The sequence below is a fragment of the Bradyrhizobium pachyrhizi genome, from assembly GCF_001189245.1.
In the GTDB taxonomy this organism is placed as follows: Bacteria; Pseudomonadota; Alphaproteobacteria; order Rhizobiales; family Xanthobacteraceae; genus Bradyrhizobium; species Bradyrhizobium pachyrhizi.
Window position 1 is genome coordinate 159,935 of sequence record NZ_LFIQ01000114.1, and the last position, 17,373, is coordinate 177,307.

A 17,373-nucleotide genomic window follows, 5' to 3' on the forward strand; every position below is an offset into this window, starting at 1 on the left:
GTGGGCGCCAATCGTTTGCCTATTCGGCCCGCGAGCCTATCTTCGGGATATGACCATCCATTTCCCGTTCCAGAACACCTATTCGGCGCTGCCGGCGAACTTTTTCGCCCGCGTCGCGCCGACCCCGGTCGCCGCCCCCCGGCTGATCAAGCTGAACCGGCCGCTCGCGGTCCAGCTCGGGCTGGACCCTGACCTGCTTTCGACGCCGGAGGGCGCCGAAATCCTTGCCGGAAAGCGGCTGCCTGACGGCGCCGACCCGATCGCAATGGCCTATGCCGGCCATCAATTCGGGCACTTTGTTCCGCAGCTCGGCGACGGCCGCGCCATCCTGCTCGGCGAGGTCATCGACAAGGAGGGCGTTCGCCGTGACATCCAGCTCAAGGGATCCGGCCCAACCCCGTTCTCCCGCCGCGGCGACGGCCGCGCCGCCCTTGGTCCGGTCTTGCGCGAATACATCGTCAGCGAGGCGATGTTCGCTTTGGGCATCCCGACCACCCGCTCGCTCGCCGCCGTCGTCACCGGCGAGCCCGTGATGCGCGAGACCGCGCTGCCCGGCGCGGTGCTGACCCGCGTCGCGGCGAGTCACATCCGCGTCGGCACCTTCCAGTTCTTCGCCGCCCGCGGCGACACCGACGGCGTGCGCGCGCTCGCCGACCATGTCATCGCCAGGCACTATCCCGAGCTGAAGGACGCCGCCCAGCCCTATCACGCCCTGCTCGCCGGCGTCGTGGCACGGCAGGCCGCCCTGGTCGCGCGCTGGCTCCTGGTCGGCTTCATCCACGGCGTGATGAATACCGACAACACCTCGATCTCGGGCGAGACCATCGATTACGGTCCCTGCGCCTTCCTCGACACCTACAACCCGGCGCAGGTGTTCTCATCGATCGACGAGATGGGCCGCTACGCCTATGCCAACCAGCCGCGCATCGCGTTGTGGAATCTGACCCGGCTCGCCGAATGCCTGCTGCCGCTGTTCGCGGACGAGCAGGAGAAGGCGATCGAGCAGGCGCAGGTGATCCTCGGCGAATTCCCTGAAAAGTTCACCGCGGCCTACAACACCGGGCTGCGCGCCAAGGTCGGCCTCTTCACCGCGCGCGACGGTGACGAGGCGCTGATCCAGGATCTGCTGGACGCGATGGCCAAGAACGCGGCCGACTTCACGCTGACCTTCCGCCATCTCGGCGAGGCCGCAAGCGATGACGCCGCCGACGTCCGCGCGCAGTTCACCGATCCCGCGGCGTTCGACGAATGGGCCGCCCGCTGGCGCGCCCGCCTCGCGCTTGAGCCGCAAGCGCCGGCCGAACGCAAGGCCGCGATGCAGGCGGTCAATCCGGCCTTCATCCCGCGCAACCACCGGATCGAGGCGGTGATTGCGGCTGCGGTGAACTCGGATGACTACGCGCCGTTCGAGGAACTGCTGACGGTGCTGGCCAAGCCCTATGAGGACCAGCCGCAGTTCGCAGCCTACGCCGATCCGCCACTCCCCGAGCAGCGCGTGACGCAGACATTCTGCGGGACGTGAACCCATCCTGCGCATTCACACCGTCACCACGATCTTGCCCAACTGCGTGTTCGACTCCAGGTACCGGTGCGCGTCGACGATCTCCTCGAACGGAAACGTCCTGGCGATGATCGGCCTCAAGGCGCCGTCCGCAAGCCCGTCGAGGATGAACGCCTTCGCCGCGGCAAGCCGCGCGGGATCGCGCACGATCTCGTGCACGAGGTAGCCGCGCAGGGTCAGGCTCTTGCCGAGCACGTTGGCGAGCGGAAACGGCGTCGGCTCAGGACTGAGTCCACCATATTCGATCAGGATGCCGCCGGGTGCCATCGATGCCGTCAGCGGCACGAAGGCGGGGCCGCCGACGGCATCGAGCACCACGCGCACGCCGTTCGGTCCCGCGATCTGCTCCAGCCTTGATTGCAAATCTTGCTCCGCCGACGCGATCACGTGCGTCGCGCCGGCCTCGCGCAGCGCCTGCGCCTTGGCCGATGTCCGCGTCACCGCAATCGGGACCGCGCCGACACGGTTGGCGACCTGGATCGCCGCGAGCCCGACGCTGCTCGACGCCGCTGTGATGACGACGAACTCGCCTCGCCCGAGCCTTGCAAGATCGACCAGCGCACCGAACGCGGTGAGGTACTGCATCCACACCGCAGCCGCCGTTTCAAAACCGAGCGCGGGTGGATGCTTGACGACAAGCTCCGCCGGAAAGGTCGCGAGCTCGGCATGGGCAGGCCAGCGCACCATCGAGACCGGCGGCACAATGCTCACGGCATCGCCCGGCGCAAATCCTTCGACGTCCTCGCCGATCGCCGCGACAATCCCGGCGACTTCCAGCCCGAGGCCGGACGGCAGCGTCGCGGTCTCGATATAGCTGCCCCGGCGCAGCGAGGCCTCGGCGCGGTTGAGCCCCAGCGCCTTGCTGCGGATCTGAACCTCGCCGCGGGCCGGCGGCGCAATCGCGATCTCCTCGATGCGCAGCACCTCGGGACCACCATGCTGGTGAAAGCGGACGACACGGGCCATGGGCGAACTCCAAAACAATTGAATGGAATGTCGCTATGCCCGGCGGCGATCCCCGGATAAATCACCCGGTAGTTCCGACAATCGAAACCAGGAGTTTTGAATTGGATCGCCTCACCAGCATGGCCGTCTTCGTCAGGGCGGTCGATCTCGGCTCGTTCGCGGCCGCCGCCGATGCGCTCGAGATGTCGGCCCCGATGGTCGGCAAGCATGTGCGCTTCCTCGAACAACGGCTCGGCGTCCGCCTGCTCCATCGCACCACGCGCCGGCAGAGCCTGACCGATTCAGGGCAAGCCTATTACGAGCGCTGCCGCATCGTGCTCGGCGAGGCCGAGGCCGCCGACGCGCTCGCCTCCGATCAATCGTCGCAGCCGCGCGGGCGGCTGCGGGTGACGATGCCGTCGCTGCTCGGCCGCTACTGCATCGTCCCCACGCTGCTGAAGCTCGCGCAGAAATATCCCGCGCTCGAGCTCGATCTCGCGTTCGGTGATCCGATCGCCGATCTGATGGAGGGCGGTTACGACCTTGCGATCAGGACCGGCGAGCTCAACGAGCAATCCGGCGTGATCGCGCGGCGCATCGCGCTCCAGCGCATGGTGGTGTGCGGCTCGCGCACCTATCTGAAGGCCCATGGCAGGCCGCGCACGCTCGACGAACTCGGCCGGCACCAGGCGATCGTCTACCGCCGCTCGGGCCGCGTTCGCCCCTGGCTGTTTCCGCGCGACGGTCTTGCGCCGCACGAGGTCTGGCCGGCCGGGCGGCTCAGGCTCGACGACCTCGAAGCCATCGCGGATGCCGCAGCGAGCGGCATGGGGCTGGCGTGGCTGCCCTCCTGGCTGGTGCGTGAACGCCTCGACACCGGCGCGCTGGTCCGCGTTCTCGGCGACAACGGGGAATTTCCCTACGATTGCCACGCGCTGTGGCTGCCGACGCCGCGATTGCCACTCAAGGTCCGGCTCGCGGTGGATGCACTCGCAGCCGCGCTGCCGAAGCTCGTGGCGTAGCGCCGCGCCCCCGATTTGTTTGCAACGATTTCGCGCGCGCATCGTTGGCCGGTCAGCGCGGAACGGGCGGCCTCGTCCGATCCAGGTTCCGTGCCGCCGTGATGATGGAGCGCCAGCATGAACCAGCGCGATGACGACCTGAAAACCGCGATCGAGCGCAGCAACCCGAACGGCGTCGAGCCGCCCTTCTCCGAGGACGATCTGCAGCGCCGGCAACTCGGGCCGCGCGGCGTGCCCGGGCAACCGGACCCGGCGAAGATGACGCCACAACGCGCCAAGAAGACGCCGATCGATTCCGGTTCCGGCGGCCACACCGCCTGAACGCCGAAACAACGAAGAAACGAGAAGGATTCCACGATGAAGATCACCAGCTTCAAGGACATGTATGTCGCCGAGCTTCAGGAACTCGCAAGCGTCGAGGAGCAGCTCGCCGTGGCGCTGGCGCGGATGGCAGAGATCGCCTCGCATCCGTCGCTCAAGGATGCGTTCAGCCGCCATCACCGCGAGACCATCGTGCAGGGCGAGCGGTTGAAGTCGCTGCTGCGGATGCACGGGGCCGATCCGCTTGAGCACACCGACCAGGCCATGCAGGCGCTGATCCACGAGACCGCCAAGATGGTTTCGCTGCTGCCCGACGACAATCTGCGCGATGCCGGCCTCGTCGCGTCGGCGCAGAAGCTCGAGCACTACGAGATCGCCGCCTATGGCAGCGCGGCCGCCCTCGCCGGCCAGCTCAATCTGCGCGACGATCAGCGGCTGCTGCACGACAGTCTCGAGGAAGAGCGGCACGTCGACACGCTGCTGACGGCGCTCGCCAAGGGCGAGATCAACCAGGACGCGCTCGCCGCGTGACGCCGCAGGCTCTACTCATCCTACGCATCTACGCGCGCGGGAAAAATGCTGCTGAAAAATTCGCGCTTCGCGGAGTTGCTGTCGTTTTTATCCCGCGACTATTGCCCTGCGTGAGTCGTTCGATCAGCCTCTCATGATCGATGCCATGGGGAAGACGAACGATGAGCTTCAGGTTCAAGCAGGTTTTCGCAGACACCCAACAGGCGCTCGGCGCCGATCCGGCGCAGGCGCAGGTCGTGTTCCAGGCGACTTCGCAACTCGGCGACGGCGTCAATAGCCGCGTTGCCGTGCGGCAATTCTACGTCAGCGTCGACGAGCCGCCGGCGCTGGGCGGCAAGGACACCGCACCGAACCCGGTCGAGTACATCCTCGCCGCGCTCGGCGCATGCCAGGAGATCACCTATCGGCTCTATGCCGACGCGCTCGGCATTCCCCTCAGCGGCGTGTCCGTCAAGCTGTCGGGTGCCATCGATCTGCGCGGCTTCTTCAGCGTCGATCCAGACGTGCGAGCCGGTTTCCGCCAGATCGAGGCCGAGGTCGCCATCGACAGCCCGGCCTCCGCGGCCGACATCGCTCGGCTGAAGGAAACCGTCGACCGTCATTGCCCCGTGCTGGACATCCTGCGCAACCCGACGCCGGTGGATCTGAAGCTGCGCACCGGACCGTTGAGCGTGGCCGCCTAGCGCGCCATGTGAGCGTTAACTCACTCTCCACCATGCGCCGAGGCCGGCAGCGGTAACCATAAGGCTTAACAGCGCGTCAACGCTCCCCCAACAAGTCTAACTGTTTCTGATGGGGGAGAATGGCCCGTGGACGCATTTGCATTCGAATTTATGGGATTGGCGATGATCGCGCTCTGTCTCGTCGTGCTGGCGATGCCCGCCGCGCGCCGGCCGTCGAAGAACATCCGCTACGAGTGAGAGCCGCGAGAAATAACGCGCTCAAACGTCATCGAATGGCGATATGCTCGCGCTGACGAGTCCTGACCTTGGACGCAAATTGCGGGAATTGACGACGCTTGAACGACACCGACGTCCCGCAGCCAGGCCCAGCGCCCGCCACCGCGAGCTCGACGCACTCGCCGCTCGAGGTGCTGCTCATCTTCTTCAAGCTCGGCGTCAGCTGCTTCGGCGGCCCGATCGCCCATATCGGCTATTTCCGCGACGAGTTCGTCACCCGCCGCCGCTGGCTTGACGAGCAGGCCTATGCGGACCTGGTCGCGCTCTGCCAATTCCTGCCGGGCCCGGCGAGCAGCCAGGTCGGCTTTTCGCTCGGCCTGATCCGCGCCGGATACCTGGGGGCGCTGGCGGCCTGGACCGGGTTCACTTTGCCGTCTGCGATCGCGCTGGTGCTGTTTGCCTTCGGCGCCGGCGGATTGAGCGGTCCGGCGGGTACCGGCCTGGTGCACGGCCTCAAGCTGGTCGCGGTGGCGATCGTCGCCCAGGCCGTCTGGGGCATGGCGCGCTCGCTCTGCCCCGACCGCGAACGCGCCTCGATCGCGACGGTCGCGGCACTCGTCATCCTCGCCAGTTCGTCGTCGATCGCGCAGATCGGCGCCATCGTGCTCGGCGCCGTCGCCGGGCTTTGGTTCTGCCGGGCGCAAGAGGCCAACGGGGCCACCCATATCGCGATGCCGGTATCGCGCCGCGTTGGCGTCGTGGCGCTGATCCTGTTCGTCGCGCTGTTGGTCGGACTGCCGCTGCTGTCGCGGACATGGCCCGGCCTCGGCCTGTTCGAGGCCTTCTACCGCTCGGGCGCGCTGGTGTTCGGCGGAGGCCACGTCGTGTTGCCGCTGCTGCGCGAAGCCGTGGTGACGCCGGGCTGGATCGGCGACGATGCGTTCCTGACCGGCTACGGCGCCGCGCAGGCGGTGCCGGGCCCGCTATTCACCTTTGCCGCCTATCTCGGCGCCGTGATCGGCGGCCTGCCGGGCGCGATCGTCGGCCTCGTCGGTATCTTCCTGCCAGGAATTCTCGTCCTGCTCGCGGCACTGCCGTTCTGGGATAGCTTTCGCAAACGGCCGGCGGCGCAGGCGATGATGCGCGGCGTCAACGCCGCGGTCGTCGGCCTTCTGGGGGCCGCGCTCTACAATCCGGTGTGGACCAGCAGCGTCCACCGTCCGCTCGATTTCGGCATCGCGCTGGCCGGCTTCGTCCTGCTCACGGCATGGCGCGCGCCGCCGCTCGTGGTGGTCGTGCTCAGCGCGGCCGCCGGCATCGCCACGGGGCTCCTGCAATCGTGAACGATCGCGCGGTCGTTTCGCCGGGCGGATTAAGAACGCCTTCATGCCTCGCCGCCACGATAGCGGATATATGCCGAGCGCTTCTAAACAACCGGATCCGACCCGGGTTCCCATGCTGGACCTGCTGCGGCTCGCCGCGGTCGGGGCCGTGATCCTGTACCATTACGGCTTCTGGGGCGTGGCATCGAACGGCGTGCAAAAGGTGGCGATGCCGTACCTCGCCCCGGTCGCGCAATACGGCTTCCTCGGCGTCCCCGTGTTCTTCGCGATCTCTGGCTTCGTCATTGCCTATTCCGCCGAAGGCCGCACGCCGATTGGCTTCGCGATCGCCCGCTTCAGCCGGATCTATCCGACCTTCGTCATCTGCATGACGCTGACCTTCCTCGCGACGCTGCTGTTGGGCCACGCGTACTTCCACGTGACGTGGGGGCAATGGCTGGCAAACCTGTTCATCGCAGCCCCGATGCTCGGTCAGCCCTACATGGACGACGCCTACTGGTCGCTGGTGATCGAGGTCGTGTTCTACGCCTGGATCGCGCTGTTCCTGGCCTGGGGCATCTTTCCGCGGCGCATCGACACGATCATCGTAGCGTGGATCGCAATCACCTTCGCCAACGAGCTGACCCTCGACGTTCCCCTGTTCGAGAAGCTGTTCATGGCCGACGACAGCGGCTTCTTCGCCGTCGGGCTCCTGATCTATGAGCATTACCGGGGACGGCGCGACACCAGGCTGTACAGCCTGCTGACGCTGGCGACAGGCACGGCGACGTTCCAGGCCGTGCACAAGCTGGAGCGGCTCGGCGTCCACACCCATGGCAGCTTCGATCCCGGCGTTGTGACGGTGATCTGCATCGTCTCGCTCGGCATCGTGTTCGCTGCCACCCGCATCAAGTCGGTAGCCCTGCCGGCAGGCCTCGTCAGGGCCGTCGGCGGCATCACCTATCCGCTCTATCTGCTGCATCTGCAGCTCGGCTACGTCATCCTGCTCTTGATCGCACCAACGCCGAACGCGCTCTCGACCGTGCTGGTCGTGACGGGCATGGTGCTGCTGGCATGGTTCGTCTGGCGCTTCCTCGAAGGCCCGGCGCATTATCTAGTCAGGGACAGGCTGACGATGCTGGCCTCACGGCACGGATGGCCGTCGCGCATTCGCGCGAACGAAGCGCGGATTGATCGGGACGACGTTGCCCCGCCAATCGAGGCCAGGAGCATCGCCAACCGCTGATCAGTCCGGCGCACATCGCCGGAACAGCATCCACCCAACGTTGCCGCCGCCGCGAACCGTGGGCGGAAGCGAACACCATCATTCATCTGCGATGCGACGGTCAGGCGTAAGCGGGCGGATAGCGCCCGGGGCGCCTCGGTATGCTCAGACCCGCCCGCTCCATTCATGATCTCCGGGCATTTCCATTGTCAGTTCATTCGCCAGCTCGAGCGCTTCCTTGACGTCAGGCGTAGACAGACCTTCCGTGAACGTTCGAACGACGGGTAGCAACAGCTCAGCCGCTCGCGCCTGTTTGCCGGAATGTCGCCATAGGCGCGCCAGGCTGACAGCTGACCGCAATTCAAAGGACCGCGCGCTTTGCCTGCGCGCCAGCTCGATCGCGGCGAGGAACATTCGCTCGGCGGATTCGACGGACGATGGTTTCGAGTCATTGAGCGTTATCTCACCCTGCAGACGATAGATCTCGGCTTCGTAAAAATGCTCTCCCGTTCTTCTCCCGATCGCCGATGCACTGTCGAGTTCGTGCAAGGCAGCATCCGGCAAGCCGGCACTTGCATAGGCCTTCGCGAGCAGGCTCCTGAACCAGCAACTGGCGAGCCGGGCGCTCATGCCCTCGTAACCGTCGATAGCCATTCGCATCTGGTTCAATCCCTCATCGACATTCCCAAGCTCGGTCATCGCCCATCCTCGCAGGATGGTTGTCTGATGCTTCCAATGCAGGAAGCCGTGTTCCGATGAGAGAGCCAGTGCCCTGTTGGTGTAGTCGTGGGTCCCTTCGACATCGCGTAGATGCTGGCAAACGTAAGCGCCGAATGTCAGTGCAAACGACAGCGTGAAGGGGTGGCGAAGGTCTTCCGCTTCCGAAATAGCCTGCTGGCTATATCGGCGCGCCGCGTCAGGGCGGCCCAGAAACCACGACACGTACCCGAGATACGAGAGCGAGACGATCCCAGGATGGATGCCATGCGTTGCCGTCAGGGCGCCGTGTAGATCGGGACGATACAGATTCCTGAAGCGATGAAGGTGATGTTCGGCGGCGACAAACCGCCCGCGGTACAGCATGGTCATCGCGATCGCCCGATGCGCCTCGATCAGATATCCCGTCTGTTGCGTCGCGGACGAACTTTGGTTCGATGCCTCGCGCCTTGCGAACTGCAGGAGCTCCGCGCTCAGCTCATGCGCCCGCGCGAGATCGCCGCGGATAAAATGGCACACCCAAAGTCCGCGCGTCGCCGCAAAGACCTTCGCCATGTTGCCAAGATTCCGGCCGAGTTCGAGCGCGCGAACATAGTTCTCCTCGACTTCCTGCACGGCGTATCCCTTTGCCGCGATCAGGGCGGTGCCCAGGGCGATGCGAAGCTCAAGCTCGGACTCGTTTCGGCCCAGCATGCCGGGTGAGGCTTGCAGAACCCCGAGCCCACGACGCAAATGACCGATCGCCTCCAGAGTCGCACCCTTCATCGCGGCCTGCTTTCCGGCCTTGAGCCAGAAACCCGCAGCCGGCTCGCTTTGGCCAGACTCGGTCAGATGGTAGGCGAGAAGCTCCGGTTCGCGTTCGATCTTTTCCGGATATTTTTCGGCGAGCACGCGTGCGATCTTGGAGTGCAGCGTCCTTCTTTCCCTGTGCAACAAGCTTTCATGCGCCGCATTCTGGATCATCACGTGCTTGAACGAGTACAGCGCCTCCGGCAGAAAGCCGAAGCGGACGATCAATCCGGCTGCCTCCAGATGGTTCAGGGCGGCTTCGATCTGGTCCGCCGGCGCCTCGGCAACCTCGCGAAGGATCTCATAGGAGAACTCGCGGCCGATGGTGGCGCCGATCTGCGCGATTTTCTTGAATGATCCCATCCGGTCGAGGCGGGCCATCAGGGAATCGTTCAATGTCGCGGGAATAGCGAGCTGATGCCACGGACCGGACAAGACGTAACGTCCATGTTGTTCAGTCAAGACGTCGGATTCGAGAACGGCCTTGGTCAGCTCTTCAAGGAAGAGCGGCACACCATCGGTTTTGACAATGATGTCCTCAATCACCTCTTTGGGAAGCTCCTTTTCTCCAGCCACACGTTCAACCAATATCGTGCGGACCTGTCGGCCGAGACGCTTGAGGTTCGCACTGATGGTGTGCGCGTGATCCTTCCAGCCCGGCTGAAACTCCGGACGACAGGTGATCACGACGAGGATCGACGTGTTGCGAACGTTCTCCACCAGCAGATCGAGCACGGCCCGCGAGGTGGGATCGATCCAATGTACGTCCTCAAAATCGATCAGGAGCGTCTGCCCGCGTGCTTGCGCGAGCAGATGGTTGACGAGCGTGGAAATCGTCGCATCCTTCAGCTGCTGCGGCGAGAGATCCAGGGCCGCGTAGCGGTCCCCGGTGGGAATTGAAAGCAACGCCGCAAGGATCGGGACCACTGTGTCCGCCTCGCCGTTCGAGGCGGCGACACCGGCTTCAAGCTTTGTCAGCCAAAGCGCAGACGCGTTCTCGCCGTCAAGGCCGAGCGCGAATTTGAGATGCTCGATGAAGGGATGAAAAGCGGTGCTGCTGTAATAGGGAGAGCACTGGAACGAAACCTGTCCGTGCTGATCACCTGCGATCCGCTCCCGCAATTCCTGAACGATCCTGGACTTTCCAATTCCCGGCTCGCCCGTCAGCACCACGACCTGCCCCTCATGGGCTTTCGCTTGCTGCCAACGCGTGAGCAGCAACGCCACCTCTTCGGTGCGGTTGACCAGCGGCGTCAATCTGGAGCCCATGGCTGCGGCAAATCGCGTCTCGGCGCGGCAGGGCCGAACCACGAGCCAGGCCTGGGCCTTCGCGGATATCCCCTTCAGCGCGTGAAATCCGAAGTCCTGGTAGTCGAACTTTCCTCTCAGCAGGGATTGCGTCGAAGACGCAATGACGACGCCGTCCGGAGGCGCCAAGGCCTGCAGACGGGCAGCCAGATTTGGCGTCTCGCCGACTGCGGAATCGTGCTCCTCGGTGTCCTGTCCAACCAGGTCTCCGACGACAACAAGGCCGGTCGCAATCCCGATGCGCACACTGGGCCCATGATTTGCAACGTCGCGGGCGTCACTCGCTCTCGCCGACGACAGGCTCCGTACAATTTCGAGCGCCGCACGCACCGACCGCTCGGCGTCATCCTCATGGGCATTCGGATAGCCAAAATAGACCAGAATGCCGTCCCCGAGGTAGCGGGCCGCGAAGCCTTCATACCGCTTGACCACGCTGACGCACTTTTCCCTGAAGCTCGCGATCATGTCGCGGACGTCTTCGGGATCGAACTGTTCGGACAGCGAGGTCGAACCGACCATGTCGCAGAACATCACGGTCAGCTGGCGCCGCTCGGCGCTCACCGCCGCGCCTTCCGCGACGCTCCTACCGCCGGCGGGACCTTCTGCCGAACGGGTCAGGGAAGCAACCGCGCGCTGCAAGCGCTTGCGGTCTCCCAGCGGAAGTCCAAGCTCGACCAGATCCTGCTCGGTCAAATCGGGCAGGATGTCCAAGTCGATGCGATGCAGTACAAAGAGGTCGCTGTACTGGCCGAGATCAACGGTTTCGAGCCAGTGCTTGAGAGCAGCCTCGATATCGGCGCTTGGCTGTTTCTCCGGCATTGTGATCCGTCCGACTGCGGGCCATTGGCGACAATGGGCCTCGTTCGACGATGCCAAGGGGTTTGTTTACCCCAGACTGGACGCGTTCACAAAGTGCGAAAACAAGGAGCAGGCCGATCGAAGACGCACTCTGCCCTCGGTCGCTCAGATATTCGAGATGGCGCACGCGCCGGTATTTTGGCCGTGGTCCTAGCCCCGAGCTTGCTACCCATTGCTCGGGGCCCATGGGTGCGATCGGCACCCGGCTTTCCCTGCGCCCTCTGAGAGAGCGCGAAACGAACAGCAAGACTCGGGCAACTCATGCCGCGAGAATGCGGAAACATGACTCACAAGAGGCGCAGCAAACTCAGTGTCGTCCCGGGCTTGACCCGGGACCCGTAACCACAAATGCAAGTTTGTTGCGCGGCGCTGGGCCAGGGCCCTCTTCAACAACAGATCCCTGTGGTTATGGGTCCCTGCTCCCGTGCGCATTGCGCACTAGGCAGGGACGAGGATTGCGGATGTCGTCCGTGCGATACATTCGGTGTCGTCCTGGCCTGGTGCGCAATTGCGCACGGAGCCACGACCCATCCCCCCAATGCCCATTGCCGCGCGCGACTGGGGCCGCGATCGCCCGACCTACGAATTCCGGCGGCTACGGGTCCCGCCTTTCGCCCGCACGACCGACGAATTGTCGGCACGACCAGGCCGAAAACACCCTCGAATCACGCCCAATCAATTCAAAAATGCCCTGTCCCTCGCCCCGCGCAGGGCCAAAATCCCTGCAAGACCCTTGACATAGCTGCCCTTTCGGCAGAACGCGTGGGGTCAAGCCGTTATGGACACTTCATGGATTTGATTAGCACGACCTCCGACCTCGCCGCCGCCTGCGACCGGCTCGCCAAACACAAGGTCATCACTGTCGACACCGAGTTCCTGCGGGAGACGACCTACTATCCGCTGCTCTGCGTCGTGCAGATGGCGAGCGCGGACGAAGCGGTCGTGGTCGACGCGCTGGCACCCGGCATCGACCTCAAGCCGTTCTTCGACCTGATGTCGAACGAGGCCGTGCTCAAGGTATTCCACGCCGCGCGGCAGGACATCGAAATCGTCTGGCACCTCTCCGGCACGATTCCACATCCGATCTTCGATACCCAGGTCGCCGCCATGGTGCTCGGCTATGGCGACAGCATCGCCTATGACCAGCTCGTCGACCGCGTCACCGGCCACCGCCCCGACAAGACCCATCGCTTCACCGACTGGTCGCGCCGCCCGCTGACCGACGAGCAGCTCCACTACGCCGTCTCCGACGTGACCCATCTGCGCGAAGTGTTCGCAGCGCTCGATGCCGATCTGAAGAAGCGCGACCGCAGCGACTGGGTCAGCGAGGAGATGGAGGTCCTGACCTCGCCGAAGACCTACGACTTCCATCCGGAGCGCGCCTGGGAGCGGCTCAAGACCCGCGTGCGCAAGCCGCGCGAGCTCGCAGTGCTGATCGAGGTCGCGGCCTGGCGCGAGCAGGAGGCGCAGAGCCGCGACGTGCCGCGTTCGCGCGTGCTCAAGGACGATGCGGTCGGCGATATCGCCACCCATGCGCCGACCTCGCTGGAGAAGCTCGGCAATCTGCGCTCGCTGCCGAAGGGCTTTGAGCGCTCGAAATGGGGCGCCGACATCATTGCCGCCGTGCAGCGCGGGCTCGCCCGCGACCAGGCGACGCTGCCCAAGCTGGAAAAGCCGAGAAACAATTCCAACGGTGCGGCGACCGTCGAACTGTTGAAGGTGCTGCTGCGCATGACCTCGGAGCGGCACGGCGTCGCCAGCAAGGTGATCGCCACCGTCGACGACCTCGAGCAGATCGCGGCCAGCGATCAGGCCGAGGTCGGCGCCCTGCACGGCTGGCGTCGCGAACTGTTCGGCGAGGCCGCGCTCAAGCTCAAGCACGGCCAGCTCGCGCTGGCGATCGACAAGGGCCGCGTGGTGCGGGTGGACCGGAGTTAGCGCGTTCGCCTGGTGCGCGCCGGGTTCCGCCGGCAGTCGGCCAGTGGCCGAACGCGTTGCCCCGGAGTTCGACCGGCACAGGCTGAGGTTGCGTCACGCAAAACCACCGCGCTTGCTAAGGCGCAATTTTCGTGTTGCAATCCCTTCACAATCGGATTGCGGCCGTTCGACTGTGCGTTTCGCGACGTTGATATCCAAGGCTTCGATGTACAGGCTTCGAGAGGCGAAACTTCGGACTTGAAGACTTTGGATCTGACGACCCGGAAAGTGAACAGACAGCGCAAAGTCCGCTTGTGGCGTGGCACGTGGAAAACGTGGCCGCGTCTTTTTTATGTCTAAACTGGGAGAGAGACGATGCCGAAGGGTACCGTCAAATGGTTCAACCCGACCAAAGGTTACGGGTTCATCAAGCCAGCCGTCGGCGACAAGGACGTGTTCGTCCACATCTCGGCGGTCGAGCGCGCGGGCCTCAGCACATTGAACGAGAACCAGTCCGTCGAGTACGAGCTGGTGGAGAACCGCGGCAAGGCGTCGGCAGAGAACCTCAAGGTTCACTGAACGCCGCTGCCAGCGGAATTCATCCTGATGCCTCCCCCGGCCGCATCACCCCGGGGGATGTCTCCTGCAACCGCGCGCTAAGGCGCCGGCGCGATCAGCGTATCGTCGGTTGCGCCGCTGCCCACGGTCTTGCAGAGATCGCCTTCGAGCTTGAGCCGGCCGCTTGCCAGCAGCCGCAGCGCCTCCGGATAGATGCGATGCTCGATGGTGATCACGCGCGCGGCGAGCGTCTCGGCGGTGTCGTCGTCAGCGACCGTGACCGCGCCCTGCATCACGATCGGTCCGGCGTCGGTCTCCGGGATCACGAAATGCACCGTCGCTCCGGACAGCTTGACCCCGGCACGCAACGCCTGGCCGTGCGGATCGAGGCCCGGAAAACAGGGCAGCAGCGAGGGATGGATGTTGAGCATCCGCCCGTACCAGTGTCGCACGAACTCGGCGGTGAACAGCCGCATGAAGCCGCCGAGGCAGATCAGCTCGACCTGCCTGTCATCGAGCGCGCGCTGCAGCACGGCCTCGAAGCCGGCGCGGTCCTTGCCGAACGGCTTGCTCTCGATGACGATGGTCGCAATGCCGCTCGCGGCCGCCTTCTCGAGCCCGGCAGCATCGGCGCGGTTCGAGATCACGGCGACGATCTCAGCTGGGAAATCCGCAGCCTTCGCAGCCTCGATCAGCGCGGCCATGTTGGAGCCGCGGCCGGAGATCAGGATGGCGACGCGGCGCTTCATCGCGAGAGATCGAGATGACCGTTATAGACCACGCGATGCTCACCCTTGGCCTCGATCACCTCGCCGAGCAGCGTCGCGGTCTCGCCGCCGGCGGTGAACGCCTCGGTCACGGCGTCGACCGCATCAGCCTTGACGATCGCGATCATGCCGATGCCGCAGTTGAAGGTGCGCAGCAGCTCGAGCTCGGCGATGCCGCCCTGCTCGGCCAGCCATTTGAACACCGGCAGCACCGGCAGCCGCGCCAGATCGATGCCGACGCCGAGATGCTTCGGCAAGACGCGCGGAATGTTGTCGGTGAAGCCGCCGCCGGTGATGTGGGCGAGGCCCTTCACCGCGCCGGTGTCACGGATCGCGCTCAGGCAGGATTTCACATAGAGCCTGGTCGGCGTCAGCAGCGCCGCGCCAAGCGTCATCACCGGCGCGAACGGTGCCGGCGCGTCATAGGCAACGCCGGACTGCTCGACGATCTTGCGCACCAGCGAATAGCCGTTGGAGTGCACGCCGGAGGAAGCCAGCCCAATCACGGCATCGCCCGCCGCGATATCCGGGGTCGGCAGCAGCGTGCCGCGCTCGGCCGCGCCGACCGCGAAGCCGCCGAGGTCGTAATCGCTATCCTTGTAGAGGCCGGGCATCTCGGCGGTTTCGCCGCCGATCAGCGCGCAGCCGGATTCCCGGCAGCCCTCGGCGATGCCAGCGACGATCTGCGCGGTGGCCTCCGGATGGAGCTTGCCGCAGGCGAAATAGTCGAGGAAGAACAGCGGTTCCGCGCCCTGCACGACGAGGTCGTTGACCGACATCGCGACCAGATCGATGCCGATGCCGCCATGTATGCCGGTCTCGATCGCGATCTTCAGCTTGGTGCCGACGCCATCGGTCGCCGCCACCAGGACCGGATCCTTGAAGCCGGCGGCCTTGAGGTCGAACAGCCCGCCGAAACCGCCGATCTCGGCGTCCGCGCCAGGCCGCGCGGTGGCCCGCACCATCGGCTTGATCAGATCGACCAATCGATTGCCGGCGTCGATATCGACACCCGAATCCGCGTAAGTGAGCCCGTTTTTGCGCTCGGTCATGCCCAATTCCAGATGATCAGGGGCTGGTTACGAGGAATTCCGCCCCCGCGCAATGGCTCGCGGCGCTGCTGCCGCGATACTATGTAGATAACATAAGGCGGCTGCGCAAAAGAGCCGGATATCGAGTAAAATCAGGCTTCTAGCCGGGAAGCGACCCAAGTTGAGCATTCCGAACATCATCACCCTCGGCCGCATCATCCTGGTGCCGGTGATCGTCTGGGCCATCGTGTCCAGCCAGATGGAGATCGCGTTCGCGATCTTCGTGATCGCCGGCGTCTCGGACGCGGTCGACGGTTTCCTCGCCAAGCGCTTCAACATGACGAGCGAACTCGGCGCCCTGCTCGATCCGCTCGCCGACAAGGCGCTCCTGGTGTCGATCTATGTCGCGCTCGGAATCTGGGGCGCGGTGCCGCGCTGGATCGTGATTCTCGTGGTGTCGCGCGACATCATGATCGTCTCCGCGGTGATTGTGTCATGGTTGTTCGACAAGCCGGTCGAGATGAAGCCGCTGATGGTGTCGAAGCTGAACACGGTAGCGCAGGTCGCGTTCGCGGCACTGGTGCTGGCCTCGCTCGGCTTCGGCTTTCAGCCGCACCCTTACGACCTGATCCTGATGGGCCTGGTCACGATCTTTACTTTGGGTTCGGTGTCCCTCTATCTCGTGGAGTGGGTGCGGCACATGAGCACGATCGAAGCTCGGTAGGCGGGATCCGGAAAAGTGGAAGCCGGTTTTCCCGCGACAAACGCGACGCGTTTGTGCATGGCTAAAATGACGTAGTTTGGAGACTTGTGTGGCCGGTAGCGTTCAACCTCGTCAATTGGCCTTGGCCCTGCCGCACGAGGAGAAGCTGACCCGCGACGATTTCCTCGAGGGCCCTGCCAATGAGGCGGCGCTGGCGCTGATCGACGGCTGGCCGGACTGGCCGAACCGAATCATGCTGCTGGTCGGGCCTGACGGCTCCGGCAAAAGCCACCTCGCCGCGATCTGGGCCGAGAGCGCCGGCGCGCGCTCGACCGCGGCGCATGCGCTGACCGCCGACACGGTGCCGACCGCGCTTGCGACCGGTGCGCTGGTGGTCGAGGACCTGAGGCCGTCGGATTTCGACGAGCGCGCGATGTTTCATCTGATGAATCTGGCGCGCCAGGACGATGCCTACGTGCTGATCACGGCGCGCGTCCCGCCGTCGGCGTTCGATATCGAATTGCGCGACCTGCGGTCGCGGCTCCGCGCGGTGCCGACCGTGACGCTGCTGCCACCGGACGACCAGCTGTTCCGCGGCCTGATCGTCAAGTTCTGCGCCGACCGCCAGATGAGCGTGGACGAACCGCTGGTCAGCTATCTGAGCAACCGGATCGAGCGTTCCTACGTTGCCGTCCGGCAGGCGGTCGAGCTCCTGGATACCGAGGCACTCCGGCTCGGCCGTCCCGTCACGCGGGCGCTGGCGGCGGAGCTGTTGCGCGATGCCTGATCCATCCCCGCGGCTTGACGGCGCAGGCGAGCGGAACATCAATGTCATCGAAACGTCATCGCAATATCACATGGTCTCTGCGGCTCTCGGCTAGACCGCCCCGGCCCCTGCC

15 protein-coding genes are annotated in these 17,373 nt (G+C 65.0%); 11 read left to right on the forward strand and 4 right to left on the reverse strand.

What is annotated here, in order from left to right; genetic code table 11:
- Positions 1-49 precede the first annotated feature (49 nt).
- Entirely contained in the window at positions 50-1,522 is a 1,473-nt protein-coding gene (locus tag AKL29_RS29885) for a protein adenylyltransferase SelO (protein WP_050386624.1), read from the forward strand.
- A 15-nt stretch (positions 1,523-1,537) separates the two neighbouring features.
- Here AKL29_RS29885 and AKL29_RS29890 read toward each other — a convergent pair whose 3' ends face one another.
- Positions 1,538-2,527, reverse strand: coding sequence for a zinc-dependent alcohol dehydrogenase family protein (locus AKL29_RS29890; RefSeq protein ID WP_028332349.1), 990 nt, complete (start codon positions 2,525-2,527; stop codon positions 1,538-1,540).
- 101 nt (positions 2,528-2,628) lie between these two features.
- Here AKL29_RS29890 and AKL29_RS29895 point away from each other — a divergent pair, with 101 nt between their 5' ends.
- The 6 genes from AKL29_RS29895 (at position 2,629) to AKL29_RS29920 (ending at position 7,847) form a co-directional block, all read left to right on the forward strand.
- A complete protein-coding gene (locus AKL29_RS29895) occupies positions 2,629-3,528 on the forward strand; it encodes a LysR family transcriptional regulator (protein WP_028332350.1) in 900 nt (299 codons plus the stop codon).
- Between the two features lie 117 nt (positions 3,529-3,645).
- Positions 3,646-3,849: a hypothetical protein gene (locus tag AKL29_RS29900; RefSeq protein WP_038377181.1), complete on the forward strand. Its 204-nt coding sequence runs from the start codon at positions 3,646-3,648 to the stop codon at positions 3,847-3,849.
- 36 nt (positions 3,850-3,885) lie between these two features.
- Complete coding sequence (locus tag AKL29_RS29905) at positions 3,886-4,380, forward strand: YciE/YciF ferroxidase family protein (protein WP_028332351.1); 495 nt, start codon at positions 3,886-3,888, stop codon at positions 4,378-4,380.
- Positions 4,381-4,541: 161 nt separating this feature from the next.
- Entirely contained in the window at positions 4,542-5,063 is a 522-nt protein-coding gene (locus AKL29_RS29910; protein WP_050386625.1) for an OsmC family protein, read from the forward strand.
- A gap of 335 nt (positions 5,064-5,398) precedes the next feature.
- Positions 5,399-6,622 carry a chromate efflux transporter gene (chrA, locus tag AKL29_RS29915; protein ID WP_202814564.1) on the forward strand — a complete coding sequence of 408 codons (1,224 nt, stop codon included), beginning with the start codon at positions 5,399-5,401 and terminating at the stop codon, positions 6,620-6,622.
- Between the two features lie 112 nt (positions 6,623-6,734).
- Positions 6,735-7,847 (forward strand): acyltransferase family protein, encoded by a 1,113-nt coding sequence (locus AKL29_RS29920; protein ID WP_050386626.1) that lies wholly within the window; start codon positions 6,735-6,737, stop codon positions 7,845-7,847.
- Positions 7,848-7,991: 144 nt separating this feature from the next.
- Here AKL29_RS29920 and AKL29_RS29925 read toward each other — a convergent pair whose 3' ends face one another.
- Entirely contained in the window at positions 7,992-11,459 is a 3,468-nt protein-coding gene (locus AKL29_RS29925; RefSeq protein WP_050386627.1) for an adenylate/guanylate cyclase domain-containing protein, read from the reverse strand.
- A gap of 828 nt (positions 11,460-12,287) precedes the next feature.
- On the opposite strand from AKL29_RS29925, the gene rnd reads away from it, so the two are divergent.
- Both rnd and AKL29_RS29935 read left to right on the forward strand, forming a co-directional pair.
- Positions 12,288-13,436, forward strand: a complete 1,149-nt coding sequence (rnd, locus tag AKL29_RS29930) for a ribonuclease D (protein ID WP_028332355.1) — start codon at positions 12,288-12,290, stop codon at positions 13,434-13,436.
- 354 nt (positions 13,437-13,790) lie between these two features.
- On the forward strand, positions 13,791-13,994 hold the full coding sequence (locus AKL29_RS29935; protein WP_016847412.1) for a cold-shock protein: 204 nt from the start codon (positions 13,791-13,793) through the stop codon (positions 13,992-13,994).
- Between the two features lie 77 nt (positions 13,995-14,071).
- Here AKL29_RS29935 and purN read toward each other — a convergent pair whose 3' ends face one another.
- Both purN and purM read right to left on the reverse strand, forming a co-directional pair.
- A complete protein-coding gene (gene purN, locus AKL29_RS29940) occupies positions 14,072-14,722 on the reverse strand; it encodes a phosphoribosylglycinamide formyltransferase (RefSeq protein ID WP_050386628.1) in 651 nt (216 codons plus the stop codon).
- Complete coding sequence (gene purM / locus AKL29_RS29945) at positions 14,719-15,792, reverse strand: phosphoribosylformylglycinamidine cyclo-ligase (RefSeq protein WP_050386629.1); 1,074 nt, start codon at positions 15,790-15,792, stop codon at positions 14,719-14,721. Before purM ends, purN begins: the two co-directional genes overlap by 4 nt.
- 160 nt (positions 15,793-15,952) lie before the next feature.
- Here purM and AKL29_RS29950 point away from each other — a divergent pair, with 160 nt between their 5' ends.
- Both AKL29_RS29950 and AKL29_RS29955 read left to right on the forward strand, forming a co-directional pair.
- Complete coding sequence (locus tag AKL29_RS29950; protein ID WP_028332358.1) at positions 15,953-16,495, forward strand: CDP-alcohol phosphatidyltransferase family protein; 543 nt, start codon at positions 15,953-15,955, stop codon at positions 16,493-16,495.
- A gap of 88 nt (positions 16,496-16,583) precedes the next feature.
- Positions 16,584-17,261 carry a P-loop NTPase family protein gene (locus tag AKL29_RS29955; RefSeq protein WP_050386630.1) on the forward strand — a complete coding sequence of 226 codons (678 nt, stop codon included), beginning with the start codon at positions 16,584-16,586 and terminating at the stop codon, positions 17,259-17,261.
- The last annotated feature ends 112 nt before the right edge of the window (positions 17,262-17,373 follow it).

Excerpts from the sequence above, each read along its gene's own strand:
- AKL29_RS29885 (WP_050386624.1), top strand. The coding sequence starts at position 50 with ATGACCATCCATTTCCCGTTCCAGAACACCTATTCGGCGCTGCCGGCG.
- purN (WP_050386628.1), bottom strand. The coding sequence starts at position 14,722 with ATGAAGCGCCGCGTCGCCATCCTGATCTCCGGCCGCGGCTCCAACATG.
- AKL29_RS29890 (WP_028332349.1), bottom strand. The coding sequence starts at position 2,527 with ATGGCCCGTGTCGTCCGCTTTCACCAGCATGGTGGTCCCGAGGTGCTG.
- AKL29_RS29925 (WP_050386627.1), bottom strand. The coding sequence starts at position 11,459 with ATGCCGGAGAAACAGCCAAGCGCCGATATCGAGGCTGCTCTCAAGCAC.
- AKL29_RS29900 (WP_038377181.1), top strand. The coding sequence starts at position 3,646 with ATGAACCAGCGCGATGACGACCTGAAAACCGCGATCGAGCGCAGCAAC.
- AKL29_RS29910 (WP_050386625.1), top strand. The coding sequence starts at position 4,542 with ATGAGCTTCAGGTTCAAGCAGGTTTTCGCAGACACCCAACAGGCGCTC.
- AKL29_RS29905 (WP_028332351.1), top strand. The coding sequence starts at position 3,886 with ATGAAGATCACCAGCTTCAAGGACATGTATGTCGCCGAGCTTCAGGAA.
- AKL29_RS29920 (WP_050386626.1), top strand. The coding sequence starts at position 6,735 with ATGCTGGACCTGCTGCGGCTCGCCGCGGTCGGGGCCGTGATCCTGTAC.
- purM (WP_050386629.1), bottom strand. The coding sequence starts at position 15,792 with ATGACCGAGCGCAAAAACGGGCTCACTTACGCGGATTCGGGTGTCGAT.
- rnd (WP_028332355.1), top strand. The coding sequence starts at position 12,288 with ATGGATTTGATTAGCACGACCTCCGACCTCGCCGCCGCCTGCGACCGG.
- AKL29_RS29935 (WP_016847412.1), top strand. The coding sequence starts at position 13,791 with ATGCCGAAGGGTACCGTCAAATGGTTCAACCCGACCAAAGGTTACGGG.